Here is a 19729-nt window from a genome sequence, read left to right on the forward strand (position 1 = left end):
CAAGGAGTTCCCCATGGGCAAGGGCGATCGTCGAACCCGTCGTGGCAAGACCTACCGTGGCAGCTACGGCAACAGCCGCGCTCATTCGCTGCAGCCTGCTGTGGCCGGTGCCAAGGCAACCGTGACCAAGCCGGCAGCCGCCAAGAAGGCCGCGCCGAAGAAGAAGTCGGCTTAAACGCCAGGCTTCACGAGAAAAAGCCCCCATGCGGGGGCTTTTTTTATGGGCGCACTTCAGCTTGGGAATGACCGCCGATGAACACGTTCCGCAGCACCTGGCCGCCGATCCAGTAGCAGAGCTCGGCGGGCTGCTTGACGTTCCAGACGTCGAGATCCGCCCGTTGACCGGCCTGGAGCGTGCCACGGTCGCTGAGACCGAGCGCCCGCGCGGCATGCACGGTCACCCCGCGCAGTGCTTCTTCCGGCGTGAGACGGAACAGCGTGCAGGCCATGCCGGCGGCGAGGCGCAGCGAGAGCAGGGGCGAGGTACCGGGGTTGCAGTCGGTGGCGATGGCCATGGCGACGCCGTGCTCGCGTAAACCAGCGATCGGGGGCAGCTCGGTCTCGCGCAGCGCATAGAAGGCGCCAGGCAAGAGCACGGCGACCGTGCCTGCAGCGGCCATGGCGCGGATGCCGCTGTCGCTGAGGTATTCAAGATGATCCGCCGACAAGCCGCGATAGCGTGCCACCAGTGCGGCGCCGTCGAGATCCGACAACTGCTCCGCATGCAGTTTCACCGGCAAGCCCAGTTCCGTGGCGCGGTCGAATACGCGCCGCGTTTCCTCGGGCGTGAACCCAATGTTCTCGCAAAACGCGTCGACGGCATCGACCAGGCCTTCGGCGGCGAGGGCGGGAAGCATCTCGTCGCACACCAGCGATACGTAGGCTGTGCGGTTCTCGCGGTATTCGGGCGGCAACGCATGCAGGCCGAGGAAGCTCGTGCGCACGGTGATGCCCAGCGCATTGCCGATGCGCCGTGCGACGCGCAGCATGCGGCGTTCGGTTTCTTTATCCAGCCCGTAGCCGGATTTGATTTCCAGCGCGGTGACGCCATCGGCCAGCAAGGCGTGGGCGCGCGGCAACGCTTGCACGAACAGTTCGTCTTCGCTCGCTTCGCGGGTGGCTTTCACAGTCGACACGATGCCGCCGCCCGCGCGGGCGATGTCTTCGTAGCTGGCGCCGTTGAGGCGCAGGTCGAATTCGTGCGCACGGTTGCCGCCGAATACCAGATGCGTGTGGCAGTCGATCAGGCCGGGCGTGACCACCGCGCCGCCGAGATCCTCCACGTGCGAAGCGAGTGCCAGCGCATCGCCGGGCAGATCGTCCTGCGCACCCACCCATGCGATATGCCCTTCGTGCATGGCGATGGCGCCGCGTTCAATCAAGCCATACGGCGCGTCGCCCGCGAAAGTCGCCAGCGTGGCGTTGATCAGCAAGTGGTCCCAGCGTTGCGTCATGACGGTCGATGATCGGTGGAAGGGGGATCGGTGGGAAGCGGCGGCGTTGCCGGGTCTTCCATCAGGGCCTGCTCGTCGTCTTGGTGCGCCTCTTCGGCAGCGCGGCGGGCCAGTTCCAATTCGTAGCCATGGATCAGCTTGTCGGCCAGCTCGCGGTAGACCGGCTTGCGCGAGAACAGCGACGAAGCGGCGCGCGCGATCAGGCAGGTGGCCATGATCGGCAGCACCATCTGCTGGTTGTCGGTGAGCTCCATCGAAATCACCGTGGCGGTCAGCGGTGCCTGCGTGACGCCGGCCAGATAGGCGGCCATGGCGAGCAGTGCGACCGCCGAAGGATCGACGCCGGGAAGAATGGTGGAAAGGTTGTTGCCCAGGCCCGCGCCCACCGCGAGTGCAGGCGAGAAGATGCCGCCCGGAATGCCCGCCCAGTACGAGGCGACATTGCCCAGGAACTTCAGCACGCCGAAGCTGGTTACCGTATTGGAATGGCCCTGCAGGATGTCCTTGGCCTGGGCGTAACCGGTGCCGTAGAGGCCGGTGTTGGTCAGCTGGCTGAGCAGCACGAGCGCAAGACCGCAGGCAGCGGCGAACAGCACCGGTTGCCGCGCACGCAGCCGGCCGATGAAGCCGCGAAATCCGGTGTCGCTGGGCAGGATCAGCCGCGCGAACAGGCCGCCCGCAAGACCGCACACGAGGCCGGTGGCAAGCACCGCCCACCACGCGTTGCCCAGTGGCAGGCCGATGTTGAAGTGGCCGAAATAAGCGTAGTTGCCGAGGATGCCCAGTGACACCAGGCCGGCGATGAAAACCGCCGTGAGCAGGATGCCGCTCATGCGATGCTCGAACGAACCGCTCATTTCCTCGATGGCGAACACGATGCCGGCGAGCGGAGTATTGAACGCTGCCGCCAGGCCCGCCGCCGAACCCGCGAGAATGAAGCGCCCCGCGGCGGCCGGCTCGTCGAAGCCGAAGCGTCGGCCCAGGGTGTAGAGCAGGCCGGCTCCCACGTGCACGGTCGGGCCTTCGCGGCCCACCGAGGCGCCACCGAGCAACGCGGCCAGCGTCAACGCCATCTTGCCGATGGCCACGCGCAACGACAGCAGGCTTTGGCGAAAACCTTCGTCCTCGACTTTCAGCGCGGCAATCGCCTGCGGAATGCCCGAGCCGCGCGTGGGCCTGAGTGCGCCTTCGGTCAGCCAGGCGAGCAGGGCGAACGTGACCGGTGTGATCAGGAACGCCCAGAAGCGGTTGTGCGTCACCACGCCGTGGAACACATTGAACGCCCAGTCGGCCGCCTGCGCGAAACCGATGGCAGCCAGGCCGACCAGCACGGCACCGCCCCAGAACAGCACGCGTCGCCGCCATTGCACGGGCGAAAACAGTTCCGATCTGGCGAGGCGATGGAAGCGGCCCGTTACCGACGACGGGGGCTGTGCGTCTTCGTCGAATTCGCTCACGATGAGGGCTCGGACTTGCGGGTCCAGCGCGTTTCGTAAAGATCGAAACGGCGATCCTTGAGGTTCTGCACCGCACCGGCATTGCGCGCGCGGGCCAGGCTCTCCAGGTGGAGGTCGGCGAACAGCACGGTCTCGATGTTCGGCGTGGAATCGGCGGCGATGCCGTCGCGCGCGAACGGGAAATCGCTGGGCGTGAGGATGCAGCTCTGGCCGTACTGGATGTCGAAGTTGTTGACGCCCGGCAGATTGCCCACGTTGCCCGACAACACCACGTAGCACTGGTTCTCGATGGCGCGGGCCTGCGAGCAATAGCGCACGCGCAGATAGCCCTCGCGCACATCGGTGCAGAACGGCACGAACAGGATCAACGCGCCCTGGTCGGTGAGATGGCGCGCGACCTCGGGGAACTCCGAGTCGTAGCAGATCATCACGCCGATCGGACCGCAGTCGGTCTGGATGGTGGCGGCCGTGTCGCCGCCGGTGATGTTCCACACGGTGCGTTCGCTCGGCGTGGGATGGATCTTTTCCTGCTCGTGGATCGAGCCGTCGCGCAGGCACACGTAGCAGACGTTGTGGATGTCGCCGTTGGCCTGCTCGGTGGGATGGGAGCCCGCGATGATGTTGATGTTGTAGTGCACGGCCAGCCGGCTGAAGAGTTCCTTCACCTGCGGGGTGTACTGGCTGAGCATGCGGATCGAATTGACCGGCGACAATTCCTCGTTCTCGATCGACAGCAACTGCAGCGTGATCAGCTCGGGGAAGGTGACGAAATCCGCGTTGTAGTCGGCCGCGATATCGGTGAAGTATTCCACCTGCGTGGCGAATTCCTCGAACGAACGGATGCGCCGCTGCTGGTACTGCACCGAGGCCACGCGCACCATGTCGGGCAGGCGCTGGGTGGAGGGAATGGAAGGGATGTCGGGGTGATCCAGCAGCGCCGGATTGCGCCATACCAGATGGGCGGCGTAGCCCAGCGACTCATAGTCCGACGGCACGTAACCGCGCAGCAGGCCGACCACTTCGAATTCGTTGCTGAGCTGGAAGCTGAGCGTCTGATCGCGCCGCTTGCCTTCGACCACGGCCTGCACGTACGCCTCGGCGCTGCCATAGCGCTGCAGGTTGCGGGCGAGCCCGGGGATGCGTCCGCCGAACACGATGCCGCGCAATTTCAGGTCGGTGCACAGGCGCTTGCGTGCCTGGTACAGGCGCTGGCCGATGCGCATGTTGCGATAGTCTGGATGCACCACCACTTCCATGCCGTACAACCAGTTGCCGTCGCGACGATGACGCGAGGCCATGCCGCCGCCGGTGATCTGCATCCAGGTGTGCGGGGCGAGTGCGGCGGCTTCGTCGATGCGGAAGGTGGCGCAATATCCAACGATCCTGCCTTCGTACTCGACCACGAACTGGCCTTCGGGGAAATGGGTCTGCTGTGAGCGCAGCATTTCCGCCGAGTGCCCCCATTCGGGCGTGTAGACGCGGGCGGTGAGGTCGACCAGTGCGGACACATCGGCGGCCTTGGCCTGCCGCACCAGCAGCTTGGGAGTGTGTTCCTGGGATTTCTTAGCCATTGCCGCATTATGCCGCAGCGATGTGAACGGGGCGGGGTGAGTAACGGGTACACTCGAACTCTGTTCCCGAGGAGCCTGCGCATGGCAGCCACCATCTCGACCCGCTACGCCGCCGACCGACTGTGGACACCGCAGGGCTGGAGGTCGGATGCGCTGCTGGCCGTCGACAGTGGCGGCATGCTCACCGAGATCGGCACGGGCGCGGGCGAGCGGTTGGGTCGTTGGGTATTGCCGGGCATGCCCAACCTGCATTCGCACGCTTTCCAGCGGGCGATGGCGGGCCTGGCCGAGCGTAAGGGTAAGAGCGACGACAGTTTCTGGACCTGGCGCGAAACGATGTATGCGTTCGCGGCCACCATCGGACCGGACGAACTGCAGGCCATCGCTGCGCAGCTGTACATGGAGATGGTGAAGAGCGGTTACACGCAGGTATGCGAGTTCCATTATCTGCATCACCAGCCCGACGGCACGCCGTACGCGCAGCCCGAGGCGATGTCGCTGGCGTTGATCGAAGCCGCGCGCGAAGCGGGCATCGCGCTGACCTTGTTGCCGGTGTTGTACATGAGCGGCGGTTTCGATGGCCGTCCGCTGGCGCCGCGTCAGCGCCGCTTCGGCCACGACGTGCCGTCCTATCTGCGTTTGCTCGACAGCCTGCGCAAGCACGAGAGCGACGGCTTGCGCGTTGGCATCGCGTTGCATTCGCTGCGCGCCGTGCCCGAACAAGCCTTGCGCGAGGTGCTCGCCGATGACGCGGCGAAAGCCTGTCCGATCCATATCCATATCGCCGAACAGATCGGCGAAGTGCAGGATTGCCTGGCCACGCGCGGGGCGCGACCGGTCGAATGGCTGTTCGAGCATGCGCCGGTGGATGCGCGCTGGACGCTGATCCATGCCACGCATCTGAGCGAGCGGGAGAGGGAGCAGATCGCGCGTAGCGGCGCAGTCGCCGGCTTGTGTCCCACCACCGAGGCGAATCTCGGCGATGGCTTGTTTCCGCTGGCCGATTACCTCGATGCGAACGGCACGCTCGGCATCGGTTCGGATTCGCATATCTCGGTGTCGCCGGTGGAAGAACTGCGCTGGCTGGAGTACGGCCAGCGCCTGGCCACGCGCCACCGCAACATTGCCGCGCGTCGCCAGGGCGACAGCGTGGGCGAGACGCTGTGGCGGGCGGCCTTGCGCGGCGGTGCGCTGGCTTCGGGCCTGCCCATCGGCGAGTTGCGCGACAAGCTGCGCGCCGACTTGTTGGTGCTGGAAGACCGTGCTCCCCTGCTTGCGGCGCGCGACGAACATTCCATCATCGACAGCTTCCTGTTCGCCGGCAACACGCCGCTGGTGCGCCATGTCATGGTGGGCGGCGAATGGGTGGTGCGTGGCTTCACCCATCGCGACGAGGACCGCATCGCCGCGCGCTATCGCTCGGTGATGGAACGGCTGGTGCGGCGCTAGTCCGCTGCCAACAATCCATGCACGCGGCGAAGTCGTTTTCGTCGCGTCGACATTGCTATCGATCGGTCATGGCACGGCCATCTCCGACCCCTATCCCCTTTGAGGTCCCCGTTATGCTCGTCATCAAGTTTGCCCATATCGAAGTGCCACTGATCACGGGGCAGTGGGTCACCGTCAACGTATTCGACGCCACGGCCACCGACGGCGAACAAGCCAAGCTGCTGGCCCATCTGGTGGAGGCGGCCAAGCTGCAGACGGGCTTGCAGAGCGAGCTCAGCGCGTTGGGCTACCTGAAGGACGGTGAGCCGGAGTTCTTCGGTGAGGAGAACCTGGTGAAATACCTGCAGAAGCACGGCGTGCCCGAGTGGACGCATCGGATCGAGGTCTAAGGCCGTTCCACGCATGCGCGCAGGTGCTCGATGAAGGCGCGCAGTTTCGGTGGCACCTGCAGTCGGCTGGGGTAGTAGAGATAGAACCCGTCGAAAGGCGGCAACCAGTCGTCGAGCACGCTTTCCAGCCGCCCATCGGCGAGCGCCGCGCGCACCGAGGGTTCGACCATGTGGGTCAACGCGAGGCCGTCGATGGCGGCGCGTATCGCCATGGTGGGGTCGTTGGTGGTGATTGGTCCGTCCACGTCGAGTTCGAACCACTGGCCTTTCGACGCGCCGGATGGATGGGCAAATTCCCAGCGATAGATCGCGTTGCTGCTGAAGCGGAAACGCACGCAGTCATGGCTGGCCAGGTCGCGTGGATGAGCGGGTCGTCCGTGCGCGGCGAAATAGGCCGGCGAACCCACCACCACCGCGCGTTGCCGGCCGCCCAGCGGCAGCGCCACCATGTCGCGTTGCAGGCGTTCGCCCAGGCGGATACCGGCGTCGAAGCCTTCGGCGATCAGATCGGTAAGGCGGTTTTCGACCTGGATATCCAGCTTCACTTGCGGCCATGCGCGCATGAAGCTGGCGACGTTGGGCGCAATGAAATGGTCCAGCACCATTTGGGGCACGGCGATACGCAAGGTGCCTGCCGGACGGTCGCCGTGCTGGCGCAGCGCGTCGATGGCGTCGTCGATTTCGCTCAGGGCGGGGGAGATGCGTTCGAGGAAGGCGTGGCCGGCTTCGGTCAGCCCGACGCGTCGGGTGGTCCGGTGCAGCAGGCGCACGCCAAGGTGATCCTCGAGCTGGCGCAGGGTCTGGCTCAGCGCGGAGGCGGTGACCTCCAACTCGGCGGCGGCGCGGGTGAAGCTCCCGTGCCGGGCGATCAGGCGGAAGGCGCGCAGGGCGGTCGCGTGGTCCAGGGCCATTAATTAGCCTCACTTAATAAAGCATCCACAAGATGCGGATTTTTCCCCGTAATGGCAAGGCGCATGCTGCGCCCATCCGCTCCACCCACCATCACGGGAGTTCGCCATGTCGCTCGATGCCTACTACACCCTCGGCCGTTCCGGCCTGCGTGTCAGCCGCCTTGCCCTGGGCACCATGACCTTCGGAGACAACTGGGGCTGGGGCGCCGCGGAAGACACCGCCCGCGCCATGTTCGACCGTTACCTGGCCGCCGGCGGCAACTTCATCGACACGGCCGATCTGTACACCGATGGCGCCAGCGAGGAGCTGCTGGGCAAGTTCGTCGCCGACAGCGGCACCCGCGACCGCGTGGTGCTGTCGACCAAGTTCAGCTACAACGCCCAGCCCGGCAACCCGATTGCCGGCGGCAATGGCCGGAAGAACATCCTGCGTGCGGTGGAAGGTTCGCTGCGCCGCCTGCGCACCGACTACATCGACCTGTACATCCTGCACACCTGGGATCGCCTGACGCCGGCCGAAGAAGTGGTGCGCACGCTCGACGATCTCGTGCGCGCCGGCAAGATCCGCTACGCCGGCCTGTCGGACGTGCCCGCCTGGTACGCCTCGCGTGCGCAGACCTATGCGGAAGCGCATGCGCTGACGCCGCTGGTGAACCTGCAGCTGGAGTATTCGTTGATCGAGCGTCATATCGAGCACGAGTTCGTGCCGATGGCGGCGGAACTCGGCATGGGCATCACCGCATGGAGTCCGTTGGGCATGGGCCTGCTGTCGGGCAAGTACCCGCCGAGCCAGGCCGGATCGGCGGGCGATGGCCGTCTGTCGAAGATCTCCGGCGCGCCGGGCTTCGATCGTTTCACCGAACGCAACTGGGCCATCGTGGCCGCACTGGAAGAAGTGGCCGGCGAGATCGGCAAGCCGATGGCACAAGTAGCGCTCAACTGGGTGGCGACGCAGCCGGGGATTGCCTCGGTGATCATCGGCGCGACCAAGCTGCAGCAACTGGACGACAACCTCGCTGCACTGTCGTTCGATCTTCCCGCCGCTCTGCGCGCACGCTTGAACGACGCCAGTGCGCTGGAGCCTGCGTTTCCGTATTGGTTCTTTGGCGACGTGCAGCAGTCGCGCATCCATGGTGGCGTGTCGGTGGGCAACAAGCCGGAAAGCTATGCGCACCGGGTTTACGTGCCGGCATTGCAGCAGGCGGGTTTCAAGGCGGACTGATCGTCACCGCACCGTTTTTTTGTGGGAGCGCCCTTGGGCGCGACAACCTGACGGAGCAAGGCGTCGATGCGCACACGTCGCGCCCAAGGGCGCTCCCACAGGTGGGGAACCAAAAAAAACGGCGCCAGCATGCAGGCTGGCGCCGTTGGTGTTGCCGGCGTCGAGGGGACGCCGATGGTTCTTGGGGGCTTACTGGGCCGAGGACGAACCCGTGGTCGGGTGCTGGGACTTGAACTGCTCCCACTGCTGGTGACGGGCTTCACGCTGGGCCTTGAAGGTGGCCAGCTGGGCCTGCTGGGCCGGACTCAGGACGGCGTAGACCTGGGCGCGGATGGCGGCGCGCTGCTGCACGCGAGCCGTGGTGGCGGCGCCTTCGGCCTGGGCCAGGGCGGTAGCGGCGGCCTGGTAACCGGACGCGTTCGGAGCCAGCTGTTCGAACGCTTCACGCTGCTGGCGCAGGGCCTGGCGCTGGGCCTTACCCTGCGAGAAGGAGCTCTGCATGATCTGCTTGATGCTGGCCTTCTGGGCGTCCGTGAGGTTCAGCTTGCTGTACGCCTCGAACCCGCCGTGACCGCGGCCATGGAAGCCGCCATGCGGGCCACCGTCCTGCGCCGAGGCGATGGCGAACGGAGCGAGGGCAACAGCCGAAGCGAGCACCAGAGCGAGCGAGATGTTCTTGCGCATGGGGATTACCTGTGTCGTTGTGGAAGGGTCTTGCGTGGTAGCTATTTGACGACAGCGCTATGTGTATGTTCTTTGCGGGAAGGTAAAGAACGGTAAAGCCGGTGGAGCAAGTTCCTTCGCCCCGCTTGAATGGCGCCAGCCCTGAAGAAGCCATCCCCGATATGCCCAGAATCCTCATAGTCGACGACGACCGCGCACTGGCCGAGCTGCTGGCCGAGTACCTGCGGCGCGAGGGATTCAGCGTGGACGTCGCCCACGACGGCGATACGGGGCTGGCCCAGCTGCACAATCCGTCGCTGCGCCCCGACCTGTTGATCCTCGACGTGATGATGCCGGGCCGCGACGGCCTGGATACCTTGCGCGAGCTGCGCCTGAAACATCGCCTGCCGGTGATCATGCTGTCGGCCAAGGGCGAGCCGGTGGATCGCGTGATCGGATTGGAACTGGGCGCAGACGACTACCTCACCAAGCCCTGCCTGCCGCGCGAACTGCTGGCGCGCGTGCGCGCCCAACTGCGCCGCAACACGCCGGCCACGGCCGGCACCTTGCAGGTCGGTCTGCTGCGACTGGAACCGGGCGAGCGCCGCGCCTATGTCGGTGAGCAGGAACTGTCGCTCACCGGGGCGGAATTCCAGTTGCTGCTGGCGCTGGCGCAACGCACCGGCGAACTGATCGACAAGGCCACGCTCACGCGCATGGCGCTGGGGCGAGAACTGGAACGTTTCGATCGCAGCATCGACGTGCACGTGAGCCGGCTGCGCCACAAGCTGGCCGAGGCGTCGCCGCAGGCGCCGCGGATCGACTCCGTGCGTGGTGCGGGCTACAGCCTCGTGGCGGGTGCGGCGTGAGTCCGTTCAAGAGTTCGCTGTACTGGCGCGTGCTGATCAGCTTCTGCGCGGCGAACCTGCTGGCGCTGGCGCTCGGCATCTTCCTCACGCAGAGCTTCATCGAATACAGCACGGCGGTGGAGATCAACTGGTCCAACCTCGCGCAGGGTGCCGACCAGGCCTACGAGCGCGGCGGTTCGACGGCGTTGACGGAGTGGTCGCTGCAACAGCGGCGCGAAGGCATCGAAGCGACGCTGTTCGAGAACGGCCAGTCGCTGTCACCGATCCGCATGCCGTCGTCGATGCAGGCGTCGCTGCCGAGCTGGCTGGAGGAGAAACGCGACATGGTGCTGCAGCCATGGCCGAATCTCTATCTCGCCATACAGCAGGTGCAGGGCAGCGATGGACACGTGCGCCAACTGGTGGCCTTGAGCCGCACGCATTCGCGCCTGCGCCAGCAGACCCGCCAGACCATTTTCCTTGCCATCCAGGGCGGCCTTTCGCTGCTCTTCATCGGTTTCGTGGGCTGGTGGGTGGCGCGCAGCGTGGCCAAGCCGGTGGAGGCGATCAGCAAGGCCACGCGACGCATGGCCGCGGGTGAATTGTCGGCGCGCGTGGAAGGGCAGGGGCGTCGCGCGCCCGAGGAACTCACCCAGCTCGCCAGCGATTTCGATGCCATGGCCGAACGCATCGAAGCGTTGGTGGCGCACGACCGCAGCGTGCTGCAGGACCTCTCGCACGAATTGCGTTCGCCCCTGGCGCGCCTGCATCTGATCCTCGACCTCGCACAACGAAGCGGCACGCCGGAGGAAGCGTCGCGTTACTTCCTGCAAGCGGAGCAGGAGATCAGTCGTCTCGATGACATGACCGGCGAGATGCTCGCGCTATCGCGGCTGGAGGGCGGCATTCCCGGCGTCAATCGCGAACCGGTGGATGTGACGGCATTGCTGGGTGAAAGCGTGCGGCGTGCCGGCCTGGAAGCAAAGGAACGCAACATCACGCTGGAGTTGATCGAGAGTGCACCAGCGGTGGTGTCCGGCAACGAACTGCTGCTGGAGCGCGCGTTCGACAACCTGATCGCGAACGCGATCAAGTTCAGCCCGCGCGGCGGACGCGTGGAGTTGAAGGCGCAGGCTGTTGGCAGCCGCGTGGATGTATCGGTGCGCGACAACGGACCCGGCGTGCCCGAAACGGAACTCGGCTCGCTGTTCCGCCCGCTGTTTCGCGGCAGCAATGCCGCGCGCGCAGATGGCCACGGCCTCGGCCTGGCCATCGTGCAGCGCGTGGTGAAGGCGCATGGCGGCGATATCCAGGCGGCGAATGTCGAAGGCGGCGGACTGCGGGTGAGCCTACAGCTGCCGTTGGCGCCCGACGAGGGTTGAGTCGCCGGTCTTCGAAAACACCCGCGTGTCTGCGACACTCGGTGTTTTCGACCACGGCCTGCCGATGCGCTCCAACGCTATCGCCGCGGTGGGACTGGCGCTGTGCGCGGCGCTGTTCTTCACCATGACCTATGTACTCAACCGCAGCCTGGTGGCGGGCGGCGGTCATTGGGCGTGGGCGGTGATCCTGCGTTACCTGATCACCTTGCCGTTGCTGGCCATCGCCTTGCCGTGGCAGGGCGGCCTGGGCGAATTGCCAAACGAGTTGAAGCGTTATCCGCGCCAATGGCTGCTATGGAGCACGGTGGGCTTCGTCTTGTTCGGCCTGCCGCTGACGTGGGCGGCCAACAGCGGTCCTTCCTGGCTGGTGGCGGGCAGTTTCCAGACCACCGTGCTGGCGGGTCCGCTGCTGGCGCCGCTGATCTATCGCGACGCCCGCAGGCATCTGGCATGGCGCAGCGTGGCGATCGGTGCATTGATCGTGGTCGGCGTGTTCGCGCTGCAATGGGGACATGCACAAGGCCGCCTGCGCGCCAGCGACTGGCTGGCGATGGCGGCCGTGGTGTTCTCGGCCTTCATGTATCCGTTGGGCAACCGCATGGTGCTGCTGCATCTGGAACGCAGCGGCTCGCACATCGGCGCCACCCAGCGCGTGCTCGGCATGACGCTGTGCAGCTGGCCGCTGTGGTTGGTCCTGGCGGCGGTGACGTGGTTCGCGGTGGGGCCGCCGAGCTGGCGCGAGATAGGGCTGGCGGGTGGCGTGGCGTTGTCGTCGGGCGTGATCGCCACGGTGTTGTTCTTCCGCGCCACCGCGATGGTGCGCAGCGAACCGACCGCGCTTGCGGCCGTGGAGGCGATGCAGGCGGCCGAGTTGCTGTTTGCCACGGTGATCGGCGCCGTCTTCCTGGGCGAAGCCTGGCCGCATGGCTATTCGGCGTTTGGGGCGATCCTGATCGTGGTCGGCATTGCCTTGTTCGGCTGGGTTAGCGGCCGCTCGGCGGCGGGCCACGAGGAAGAGCTGCGCGCGCTGCGCACCGATCGCGGCGCCTGAGGTCGGTCTTCTGGAACTTGCCCGCTCCATCCGCTCGGGTTAAACACTCTGTTTCGGCGATGCATTTGCGTCGCCGCCTTTCTGGGCAAGGGGTGAGCATGGGGCATCGGCGTAGTGCTTGGATCATCGCGGGCGTGTTGCTGGGCGCGTCTGGCCTCGGTCATGCGCAGCGTCCCATCACGCAGCAAGCGCTCCGCTGGAACGCCGACGCGCTCGGCAACCACCGTTATCTGGTGCAGGTGGATAAGCCGGCAAACGCGGTGCGCGTGCTGATTCCCTGGCGCCGCCGCGATGCGCATCCCGAACAAGTCGCGGTGATCGTGACCGCACCGGATGGTTCGGTCGTGCCCAACGTCTTGCGCGGCCGCATCGATCCGGCCAGCGGCGAACTCGTGTTCCAGGCCACGCAGGCGGGCACCTACGCCATCTACTACCAGCCCTATGTCAGCAAGGGGCGCAGCAATTACCCCACGGTGACCTATGCGACGCCGTCGGACACGGCGGACGCCGCGTGGAAAAGCCGGGTGGGCGATGCCTCGCGCTGGTCACGATTGCCGCAGGCCACGGTGCTGCGCTACGAAGCGGTCGACGACTTCGATGCCTATACCTCGATGGAACGCACGGCGACGGCCGATGAGTTGCAGGCCTTGCTGGCGGCGCATCCCACGGAGGGATTGCTGCTGTTTCCCGAGACGCGCGCGAATCCCATCCGCATGTTCGATGCGTTGCCCGAGAGTTGGGCGAAGCGCGGGCCCGGTGGCGCGCTGAGCGACACGGCACAGCGCGGCGAATACCTGAGTTTCCAGTTGGGCGCCTGGGCGCCGCGCGCCGCCGTGAATGATGTGCGGGTCAGTTTCAGCGATCTGCATGCCGACGATGGCGCCAGCCTTCCCGCCAGCGCGTTCACCTGTTTCAACCTCGGCGGCGTCGGCTACGACGGCCATCCATTCACCGCGCGCGTGGACGTGGCGCAAGGGCGCGTGCAGCCGTTGTGGATGGGGCTCGATGTTCCGCTCGGCGCGAAGGCCGGCCTGTACCGCGGTCGGATGACCGTGACTGCCGAAGGTTTGCCTCCGCAATCGATTCCCTTGGCGATCAAGGTGGGCAGCGGTAGCGCGGTCGCGCATGGCGATGACGATCCGTTCAAGTTGACCCGCCTGCGCTGGCTCAATTCGACGCTGGCGCAGGACGACGCCGTAGTGAAGCCGCTGACGCCCATCACCGTGCATGGCGACACGCTGGGCATCCTGGGACGCGAGATCACGCTTGGCGTCAGCGGCCTGCCGGCCAGGATCAGCAGCCGCTTCGACGAGCGCATGACCGGCTTCAGCAAGACGTCCAAGGCGCTGCTGGCGGCGCCGATACAGTTGACCGTCGAGGACGATGCGGGCCGGCACGTCCTCACCAGCGCGCAGCGGGCGCAAGTCCAGATCGACGGGCCGGGCAAGGTGCATTGGCAGGTCGCGGCGAACGCAGGCGCGCTGCAGGGCGAGGTGAAGGGCAGCCTGGAAGCGGACGGCAGCATGGTCTTTGCGATTGCGCTGTCCGCGCGACAGGACGTGTCGCTGCGCGATATCCGCCTGTCGATCCCGATGGAGCATGCAGCGGCGGCTTACCAATTGGGCCTGGGGCGCCAGGGTGACCGCGCTCCCGACGATTTCAGCTGGAAGTGGAACGTCGAAAACAACCAGGACGGTGCCTGGATCGGTTCGGTGAACGCGGGCCTGGAATTCCACCTGCGCGACGAAAACTACCGGCGCCCGCTCAACACCAATTTCTACCATCAACAGCCGTTGCGCATGCCCGTCTCCTGGGACAACAGCGGGCAGGGCGGCATCCACCTGCGCAGCGAAGCCAACGACTATCGCGTCGACGCCTTCAGCGGCCCTCGCCGCATGAAAGCCGGCGAGACTCTGCACTACGACCTGGTCATGCGCGTGACGCCGTTCAAGACCATCGACCCGCCGAAGCACTTCGCCGAGCGTTTCTTCCACAAGTACGGCGACCTCGACGCGATCAAGGCCGATGGCGCGGACGTGGTGAACATCCATCACGCCACGCCGATCAATCCGTGGATCAACTATCCGTTCCTCGAACCGGCGGCGATGCGTGAGTACATCGACGCCGCCCATCAGCGCGGCATGCGCGTGAAGATCTACGACACCGTGCGCGAGCTGTCCGACCGTGCGCCGGAACTGCCGATGCTGGAAAGCCTGGGTCACGAGGTGATCAGCGCGGGCAAGGGCGGCGGATTCTCGTGGCTGCAGGAACATCTGGACGGCGACTACATCGCGGCGTGGCACGTGCCCGAGAATCGCGATGCGGCCGTGATCAACGCAGGGCAGAGCCGCTGGCACAACTTCTACATCGAAGGGCTGGACTGGCTGGCGCGCAACGTGGGCATCGATGGCCTGTACCTGGACGACGTGGCCTACGACCGCACCACCATGAAGCGCGTGCGCAAGGTGCTGCAGGCCCATCGGGCCGACCCGCTGATCGACCTGCATTCGGCCAGCCAGTTCAACCCGCGCGACGGTTACATCAACAGCGCATTGCTATACATGGAACTGTTCCCGTACATCGACCGCTTGTGGTTTGGCGAGGAGTTCGATTACCAGAAGACCTCGCCCACGTACTGGCTCACCGAGATCTCGGGCATTCCGTATGGCCTGATGGGCGAGATGCTGCAGAACGACGGCAATCCATGGCGCGGCATGCTGTTCGGCATGACCAACCGGCTGGGCTGGTCACCGGGCAGCGATCCCCGCGCCTTGTGGAAGCTGTGGGATTCGGTCGGCATCGAGCAGGCCGAGATGATCGGCTGGTGGGTGCACGACACGCCGGTGAAGACCGGCCGCGACGACGTGCTCGCCACCAGCTACGTGCGCAGGGGCAACAAGACGCTGATCGCGATCGCGTCGTGGGCGCCGCAAACGGTGGACGTGCGGCTCGCCGTCGACTGGAAGGCGCTGGGCTTGTCGCCTGGCCGCGTGTCGTTGACCGCACCTGAAATAGCGGGCTTTCAGCCCAGGGCGTCGTTCAAGCCGGGCGACGTGGTTTCCGTGGAGCCCGGCAAGGGCTGGTTGATCGTGGTGGAGTGATGGTGATGCATAAAGGTTGGAAACCGTTCGCTGCATGCCTGTTCGTCGGCGTGCTTGGCCTGTCGTCGCTGGCGTATGCAGCGGATCAAGCGGCTGTGCCACCGGTCAAGCTTGCGCTCGATGCGAAAGCTTTCGCACCTGAGCAGATCAAGGTCAGTGTGTATCTGCCCCCGGATTACGCGACATCCGGTCGACGTTATCCGGTGTTATACGCGAACGACGGACAGGACATGGAGGCCGTGGGCCTGCAGAAGACGTTGGCGACGCTGTATGCGCAGCACGCCATCGAGCCGGTGATCGTGGTCGCGGTCGACATGCTGAAGGATCGCGCATCGGGTTACGGGCTGTTCGATCGCGCGCGCCGGCAAAGCATCGTCGGCGGATCGCGTATCGGACCGATCGGTGCGCGTGCCTACGACTACTCGGCATGGCTGGCGAACGAGCTGGTGCCGTATGTCGATGCGCACTACCGCACGCAGGCCACGGCGCAAGGCCGCAGCATGCTGGGCTGGTCACTCGGCGCGCTCAATGCGTTCTGTCTCGGCTGGGAATATCCGGATGTGTTCGGGCAGGTCGGGGCGTTCTCTCCCTCGTTCTGGCTGGCCGCCGACCGCAGCGATGCGAATGCGGTTCAGAGCACGCGATTGGCGCAGGCGATGGTCGACCGCGCCGGGTCGCGCAAGCCGGTGCGTTTCTGGTTTGCCATCGGCGGACGCGAGGAAACCAACGACCGCAACCACAACGGCACGATCGACGCCGTGGAGGACCTGCAGGACCTGATCAACGGTTTCCGGGCACCCGATGGCACGCACCGTCGCGGACTGCGCGATCTTGGTTACCGCGTCGACATGGACTATGCCAACCACCCATCGCGCGCGGACGAGGTTGCCTACGATCTGTTCGCCGACGGCGAGCACAACCAGGCCACCTGGAAGCGGATGTTGCCGGTGTTCCTGCAGTGGGCGTACGGCAAGGACACCGCCTCGCCGTCCCCCTGATGATTCAGCCCGCCACCGCCGTGAGCGGTGTGTGGGCCACCACGCAATTGCGGCCCTGGGTCTTGGCCCGGTAGAGCGCCGCATCGGCGCGGGCGATCAGGTCGTCGGCGGTGTCGTTGACGCCCATCAGGCTCGCCACGCCCATGCTGATGGTGGTCTGGAACGTATGGCCGCGCGCATGCACCTGCATCGCTTCGATGCGGCGGCGAATGCGTTCGCCCACCGCCATGGCCTGCTCGTGTGCGGTTGCCGGCAGCAAGGCCACGAATTCCTCGCCGCCATAACGGCCGAGGCTGTCGGACGGACGCAGCTCGTCGGCGATCGCGGCAGCCACCGCACGCAGGCAGGCATCGCCGCTCTGGTGGCCAAAGCGGTCGTTCACCGACTTGAAGTGATCCATGTCGAGGAAGATCAGCGCCAGCGGCTGATGCTGCGGCCGCGCCTGTGCCACGGCATCGTGCAGGCGTCCCACCAGGGCGCCCCGATTGAGCAGGCCGGTGAGTGCGTCGTGGTCGGCGAGATGGTGGGCCATGTCGCGTTCGCGCCGCGCCCGCAGCGAGATATCCGCCAGGCCGATGGTGACCACCACGCTGCAGAACGCGGTGGCGAACGGCAGGCTGTATTCCAGCCAGCGGGGCAGGTCCAGCGCCAGCAGGATCTGGCTCAGCCGCACCAGGGTCAGCAGCACCTGCGGCAACCACGCCACCAGGAAGAAGCGCGCCTGCCGCCCGTGCCGCGAGGCGGCAAGGATCACCGCGCTCAGCGCCCACAGCGAGGTGACGATGAACCACAGGTTGTACGCACTGGCCAGCAGATGCATGCGTTCCGCGAACGGGAAACACAGCAGCGTGGTGATCACCAGATACGGCCAGCGCATGTGCCCCAGCACGCGGGCGGGTCCCGGCGTGATCTCGCGCAGCTCGCAGAATTCCAGGATGAAGGAAAGCAGCAGGGGTGCGCTGAGCGCTATGAAAAGCCATGGCGCGTGCGTGCCCAGCGGCACCAGCAACGCGCCGCCGGGAAGCTCGTACATCTCGCCGCTGGTCAGCAGCTGGTTCATCAGCTGGCAACAGGTGTAGCCGATGAAATACAGCAGCACGCGGTCGCGCAGCACCAGCCAGAGGCACAGCGCAGCGAGCACCATGGTGAACTGCACGCTGGAGAACAGCGTGGTGAGGCGCACGTGGGTGAGGTCTTGCGCCTGGTATGTCGCCATGTCCGTGATGTCGGCGCGGATCTGCCGGGTGAAATTGTCCGCGGCGATCCTCACGTAGATCGCTTGTCCGGCGCGCAGGTCGTGCGGCAGTTCCAGCGCCAGATGATGGCGCGAGAAACGCGCCATCTCCTCGGTCTGGGCAAACCACAGTTCATGCGGGCGATAGTCCGGCGGCGCATACACGGTGATGCGTATATAGGTAGCGCCGGTGAAGTTGAGCACGGGCGAACTCGTCTCGTGCCAGTCGCGGTCGATGCTGAGGCGATACCAGCGTTGCGTCTCCACCGCATTGGGCGTGTGCGTCGTGCGGCTGGGCTTGAAGCGGTCATCCATGCCGCCATGGATGACCTGCTCGGCGGAGGGCGCCGGTTTCAGCGGCGCGAGCGCGGCCACCTGCAGGGCCGGGACGTTCGCGTGCGCAGGCACCGCCTCCGCGGCCAGCGCGAAGAACAAGGCGCACATCCACGCCACAACCATCACGATGGATTCGCGAAAACGCATATCGCCCCTGTATCGGCCAGCCCCCGCTAACCGTCCTGCGGGGGCCATCCTTCGGACCTCTCCCCGGCGCCTTTATGTATCACGTTACCCTCGTGACATGGATGGTTGCCAGTTCCGGGCGTGGCAGCCCTGCGGATCTGTGCCTGAGCGGCGGGTCGAACACGATCTCGGCAAGGCTTATGCTTGGAGCCTTCGCAGGTGGCAAGGCAGTGACAGCATGGCAAGGCGGGAAGGCGAGGAACCGGTGTCTCGGCCAGAACATCGGCCAGAAGCGGACGAACTTGAGCCCCAGAGCTTCATCCGCCACGGCACGCCTGCGTTTCGACGAACCAATATGGCGCTGTTTGCGGCCGGCCTGGCCACCTTCGGCCTGTTGTATTGCACCCAGCCCCTGATGCCCGAGTTCAGCAAGGACTACGGGGTGAGCGCGGCCACGGCGGCGCTGTCGCTGTCGCTGACCACCGGCGTGCTCGCGTTCGCGATGCTGTTTGCCGGTGGTCTCTCGGACGCCTGGGGACGCAAGACCGTGATGACCGCCTCGCTGCTGTCGTCGGCGCTGCTGGTTCTGCTCACCGCCCTCGTGCCCGACTGGCACACGCTGCTGTTGTTGCGCGCGCTGCTCGGGCTCACCCTGAGCGGCCTGCCTGCGGTCGCGATGACGTATCTGAGCGAGGAAATGCACAGCGACTCGATCGGCCTGGGCATGGGGCTGTACATCAGCGGCAATGCGATCGGCGGCATGGGCGGCCGGCTGGTGGCCGGCGTGCTCGCCGAGTTCGTGGGCTGGCGCATCGGCGTCGCCACCGTCGGTGCGATCGGCCTGATCTCCGGCATCGTGTTCTGGTACAGCCTGCCGCCATCGCGTCACCACGTGCGCCAGCCGTTCCATCTCGGCGCGCTGATGGGCCGTTTCGCTGCCGCGTTCCGCGATGCGGGCCTGCCCTGGCTGTTCGCTGAAGGTTTTCTGCTGCTCGGCGCGTTCGTCACGCTCTACAACTACATCGGCTACCGTCTGCTGGCGCCACCGTACGGACTGAACCAGGCCGTGGTCGGCGCGATCTTCAGCGTCTACCTGATCGGCACCTTCAGCTCGGCCTGGATGGGACATCTCGCCGGCAAGCTGGGCCGGCGCAAGGTGCTCTGGACGGCATTCGCATTGATGCTGGCGGGATTGGCATTGACGGTCACCCGGCCGCTGGCCCTGATCGTGCTCGGCATCGTGGCGATCACGTTCGGCTTCTTCGGCGGGCATTCCATCGCCAGCAGCTGGGTAGGGCGCCGTGCCGGCAACAACAAGGCGCAGGCGTCTTCGCTGTATCTGTTTGCGTATTACATGGGCTCGAGCCTGGCGGGCGCCAGCGGCGGCCTGTTCTATGCGTCGCACGGTTGGAACGGCGTGGCGGTGTTCGTCGGCGCGCTGATCGTGGCGGGCTTGCTGATCGCGCTGCGTCTGTACCGCCTGCCGCCACTGGTCAGCCCGTCCAAGCCGGAGACGGAGCCGCCGATTCCCCAATGA

The 19729-nt window shown here is 66.0% G+C and carries 16 protein-coding genes; 10 read left to right on the plus strand and 6 right to left on the minus strand.

The window, feature by feature from the left end:
- The first annotated feature begins 13 nt into the window (after positions 1 to 13).
- The gene (locus tag ISP20_RS08020; protein ID WP_204635521.1) at positions 14 to 175 is read left to right on the plus strand and encodes a 30S ribosomal protein THX; all 162 of its coding nucleotides are present in this window, start codon (positions 14 to 16) and stop codon (positions 173 to 175) included.
- Positions 176 to 218: 43 nt separating this feature from the next.
- Here ISP20_RS08020 and hutI read toward each other — a convergent pair whose 3' ends face one another.
- Genes hutI through ISP20_RS08035 form a run of 3 tightly spaced genes read right to left on the minus strand, consistent with a single transcriptional unit; the run spans position 219 to position 4482 of the window.
- Entirely contained in the window at positions 219 to 1454 is a 1236-nt protein-coding gene (gene hutI / locus ISP20_RS08025) for an imidazolonepropionase (RefSeq protein WP_204635522.1), read from the minus strand.
- The gene (locus ISP20_RS08030) at positions 1451 to 2914 is read right to left on the minus strand and encodes a chloride channel protein (RefSeq protein WP_204635917.1); all 1464 of its coding nucleotides are present in this window, start codon (positions 2912 to 2914) and stop codon (positions 1451 to 1453) included. The genes hutI and ISP20_RS08030 overlap by 4 nt, the downstream gene beginning before the upstream one ends.
- Positions 2908 to 4482: a bifunctional GNAT family N-acetyltransferase/carbon-nitrogen hydrolase family protein gene (locus ISP20_RS08035; protein ID WP_204635523.1), complete on the minus strand. Its 1575-nt coding sequence runs from the start codon at positions 4480 to 4482 to the stop codon at positions 2908 to 2910. The genes ISP20_RS08030 and ISP20_RS08035 overlap by 7 nt, the downstream gene beginning before the upstream one ends.
- Before the next feature lie 81 nt (positions 4483 to 4563).
- On the opposite strand from ISP20_RS08035, the gene ISP20_RS08040 reads away from it, so the two are divergent.
- On the plus strand, positions 4564 to 5931 hold the full coding sequence (locus tag ISP20_RS08040) for a formimidoylglutamate deiminase (RefSeq protein ID WP_204635524.1): 1368 nt from the start codon (positions 4564 to 4566) through the stop codon (positions 5929 to 5931).
- 113 nt (positions 5932 to 6044) lie between these two features.
- Positions 6045 to 6320, plus strand: a complete 276-nt coding sequence (locus tag ISP20_RS08045; RefSeq protein WP_204635525.1) for a hypothetical protein — start codon at positions 6045 to 6047, stop codon at positions 6318 to 6320.
- Here ISP20_RS08045 and ISP20_RS08050 read toward each other — a convergent pair.
- Positions 6317 to 7231, minus strand: coding sequence for a LysR family transcriptional regulator (locus ISP20_RS08050; RefSeq protein ID WP_204635526.1), 915 nt, complete (start codon positions 7229 to 7231; stop codon positions 6317 to 6319). The two genes, ISP20_RS08045 and ISP20_RS08050, sit on opposite strands and share 4 nt — an antisense overlap.
- Positions 7232 to 7337: 106 nt before the next feature.
- Between ISP20_RS08050 and ISP20_RS08055 the strand changes: the two genes are divergently transcribed.
- Complete coding sequence (locus tag ISP20_RS08055) at positions 7338 to 8453, plus strand: aldo/keto reductase (protein ID WP_204635527.1); 1116 nt, start codon at positions 7338 to 7340, stop codon at positions 8451 to 8453.
- A gap of 189 nt (positions 8454 to 8642) precedes the next feature.
- Here the strand turns inward: ISP20_RS08055 and ISP20_RS08060 are convergent, their stop codons facing one another.
- Positions 8643 to 9137 (minus strand): Spy/CpxP family protein refolding chaperone, encoded by a 495-nt coding sequence (locus ISP20_RS08060; RefSeq protein ID WP_204635528.1) that lies wholly within the window; start codon positions 9135 to 9137, stop codon positions 8643 to 8645.
- A gap of 161 nt (positions 9138 to 9298) precedes the next feature.
- Between ISP20_RS08060 and ISP20_RS08065 the strand changes: the two genes are divergently transcribed.
- From ISP20_RS08065 to ISP20_RS08085, 5 genes are all read left to right on the plus strand, one after another.
- Positions 9299 to 9985 carry a response regulator transcription factor gene (locus ISP20_RS08065; protein ID WP_204635529.1) on the plus strand — a complete coding sequence of 229 codons (687 nt, stop codon included), beginning with the start codon at positions 9299 to 9301 and terminating at the stop codon, positions 9983 to 9985.
- Positions 9982 to 11346 (plus strand): ATP-binding protein, encoded by a 1365-nt coding sequence (locus tag ISP20_RS08070; protein WP_204635530.1) that lies wholly within the window; start codon positions 9982 to 9984, stop codon positions 11344 to 11346. Before ISP20_RS08065 ends, ISP20_RS08070 begins: the two co-directional genes overlap by 4 nt.
- 25 nt (positions 11347 to 11371) lie before the next feature.
- Entirely contained in the window at positions 11372 to 12397 is a 1026-nt protein-coding gene (locus tag ISP20_RS08075; protein ID WP_338030978.1) for a multidrug resistance efflux transporter family protein, read from the plus strand.
- Between the two features lie 98 nt (positions 12398 to 12495).
- Positions 12496 to 15498 (plus strand): glycoside hydrolase domain-containing protein, encoded by a 3003-nt coding sequence (locus ISP20_RS08080; protein ID WP_204635531.1) that lies wholly within the window; start codon positions 12496 to 12498, stop codon positions 15496 to 15498.
- 5 nt (positions 15499 to 15503) lie between these two features.
- A complete protein-coding gene (locus ISP20_RS08085; RefSeq protein WP_204635532.1) occupies positions 15504 to 16496 on the plus strand; it encodes an alpha/beta hydrolase in 993 nt (330 codons plus the stop codon).
- 4 nt (positions 16497 to 16500) lie between these two features.
- Here ISP20_RS08085 and ISP20_RS08090 read toward each other — a convergent pair whose 3' ends face one another.
- Positions 16501 to 18213, minus strand: a complete 1713-nt coding sequence (locus ISP20_RS08090) for a sensor domain-containing diguanylate cyclase (RefSeq protein ID WP_204635533.1) — start codon at positions 18211 to 18213, stop codon at positions 16501 to 16503.
- A gap of 334 nt (positions 18214 to 18547) precedes the next feature.
- Between ISP20_RS08090 and ISP20_RS08095 the strand changes: the two genes are divergently transcribed.
- Positions 18548 to 19729, plus strand: coding sequence for an MFS transporter (locus ISP20_RS08095; RefSeq protein WP_204635534.1), 1182 nt, complete (start codon positions 18548 to 18550; stop codon positions 19727 to 19729).

This window comes from Dyella kyungheensis (assembly GCF_016905005.1).
In the GTDB taxonomy this organism is placed as follows: Bacteria; Pseudomonadota; Gammaproteobacteria; order Xanthomonadales; family Rhodanobacteraceae; genus Dyella; species Dyella kyungheensis.

Bases quoted from the DNA above. Each gene is read 5' to 3' on its own strand.
- hutI (WP_204635522.1), bottom strand. From the start codon at position 1,454: ATGACGCAACGCTGGGACCACTTGCTGATCAACGCCACGCTGGCGACT.
- ISP20_RS08095 (WP_204635534.1), top strand. From the start codon at position 18,548: ATGGCGCTGTTTGCGGCCGGCCTGGCCACCTTCGGCCTGTTGTATTGC.
- ISP20_RS08020 (WP_204635521.1), top strand. From the start codon at position 14: ATGGGCAAGGGCGATCGTCGAACCCGTCGTGGCAAGACCTACCGTGGC.
- ISP20_RS08040 (WP_204635524.1), top strand. From the start codon at position 4,564: ATGGCAGCCACCATCTCGACCCGCTACGCCGCCGACCGACTGTGGACA.
- ISP20_RS08080 (WP_204635531.1), top strand. From the start codon at position 12,496: ATGGGGCATCGGCGTAGTGCTTGGATCATCGCGGGCGTGTTGCTGGGC.
- ISP20_RS08085 (WP_204635532.1), top strand. From the start codon at position 15,504: ATGCATAAAGGTTGGAAACCGTTCGCTGCATGCCTGTTCGTCGGCGTG.
- ISP20_RS08045 (WP_204635525.1), top strand. From the start codon at position 6,045: ATGCTCGTCATCAAGTTTGCCCATATCGAAGTGCCACTGATCACGGGG.
- ISP20_RS08055 (WP_204635527.1), top strand. From the start codon at position 7,338: ATGTCGCTCGATGCCTACTACACCCTCGGCCGTTCCGGCCTGCGTGTC.
- ISP20_RS08050 (WP_204635526.1), bottom strand. From the start codon at position 7,231: ATGGCCCTGGACCACGCGACCGCCCTGCGCGCCTTCCGCCTGATCGCC.
- ISP20_RS08060 (WP_204635528.1), bottom strand. From the start codon at position 9,137: ATGCGCAAGAACATCTCGCTCGCTCTGGTGCTCGCTTCGGCTGTTGCC.
- ISP20_RS08090 (WP_204635533.1), bottom strand. From the start codon at position 18,213: ATGCGTTTTCGCGAATCCATCGTGATGGTTGTGGCGTGGATGTGCGCC.
- ISP20_RS08065 (WP_204635529.1), top strand. From the start codon at position 9,299: ATGCCCAGAATCCTCATAGTCGACGACGACCGCGCACTGGCCGAGCTG.
- ISP20_RS08035 (WP_204635523.1), bottom strand. From the start codon at position 4,482: ATGGCTAAGAAATCCCAGGAACACACTCCCAAGCTGCTGGTGCGGCAG.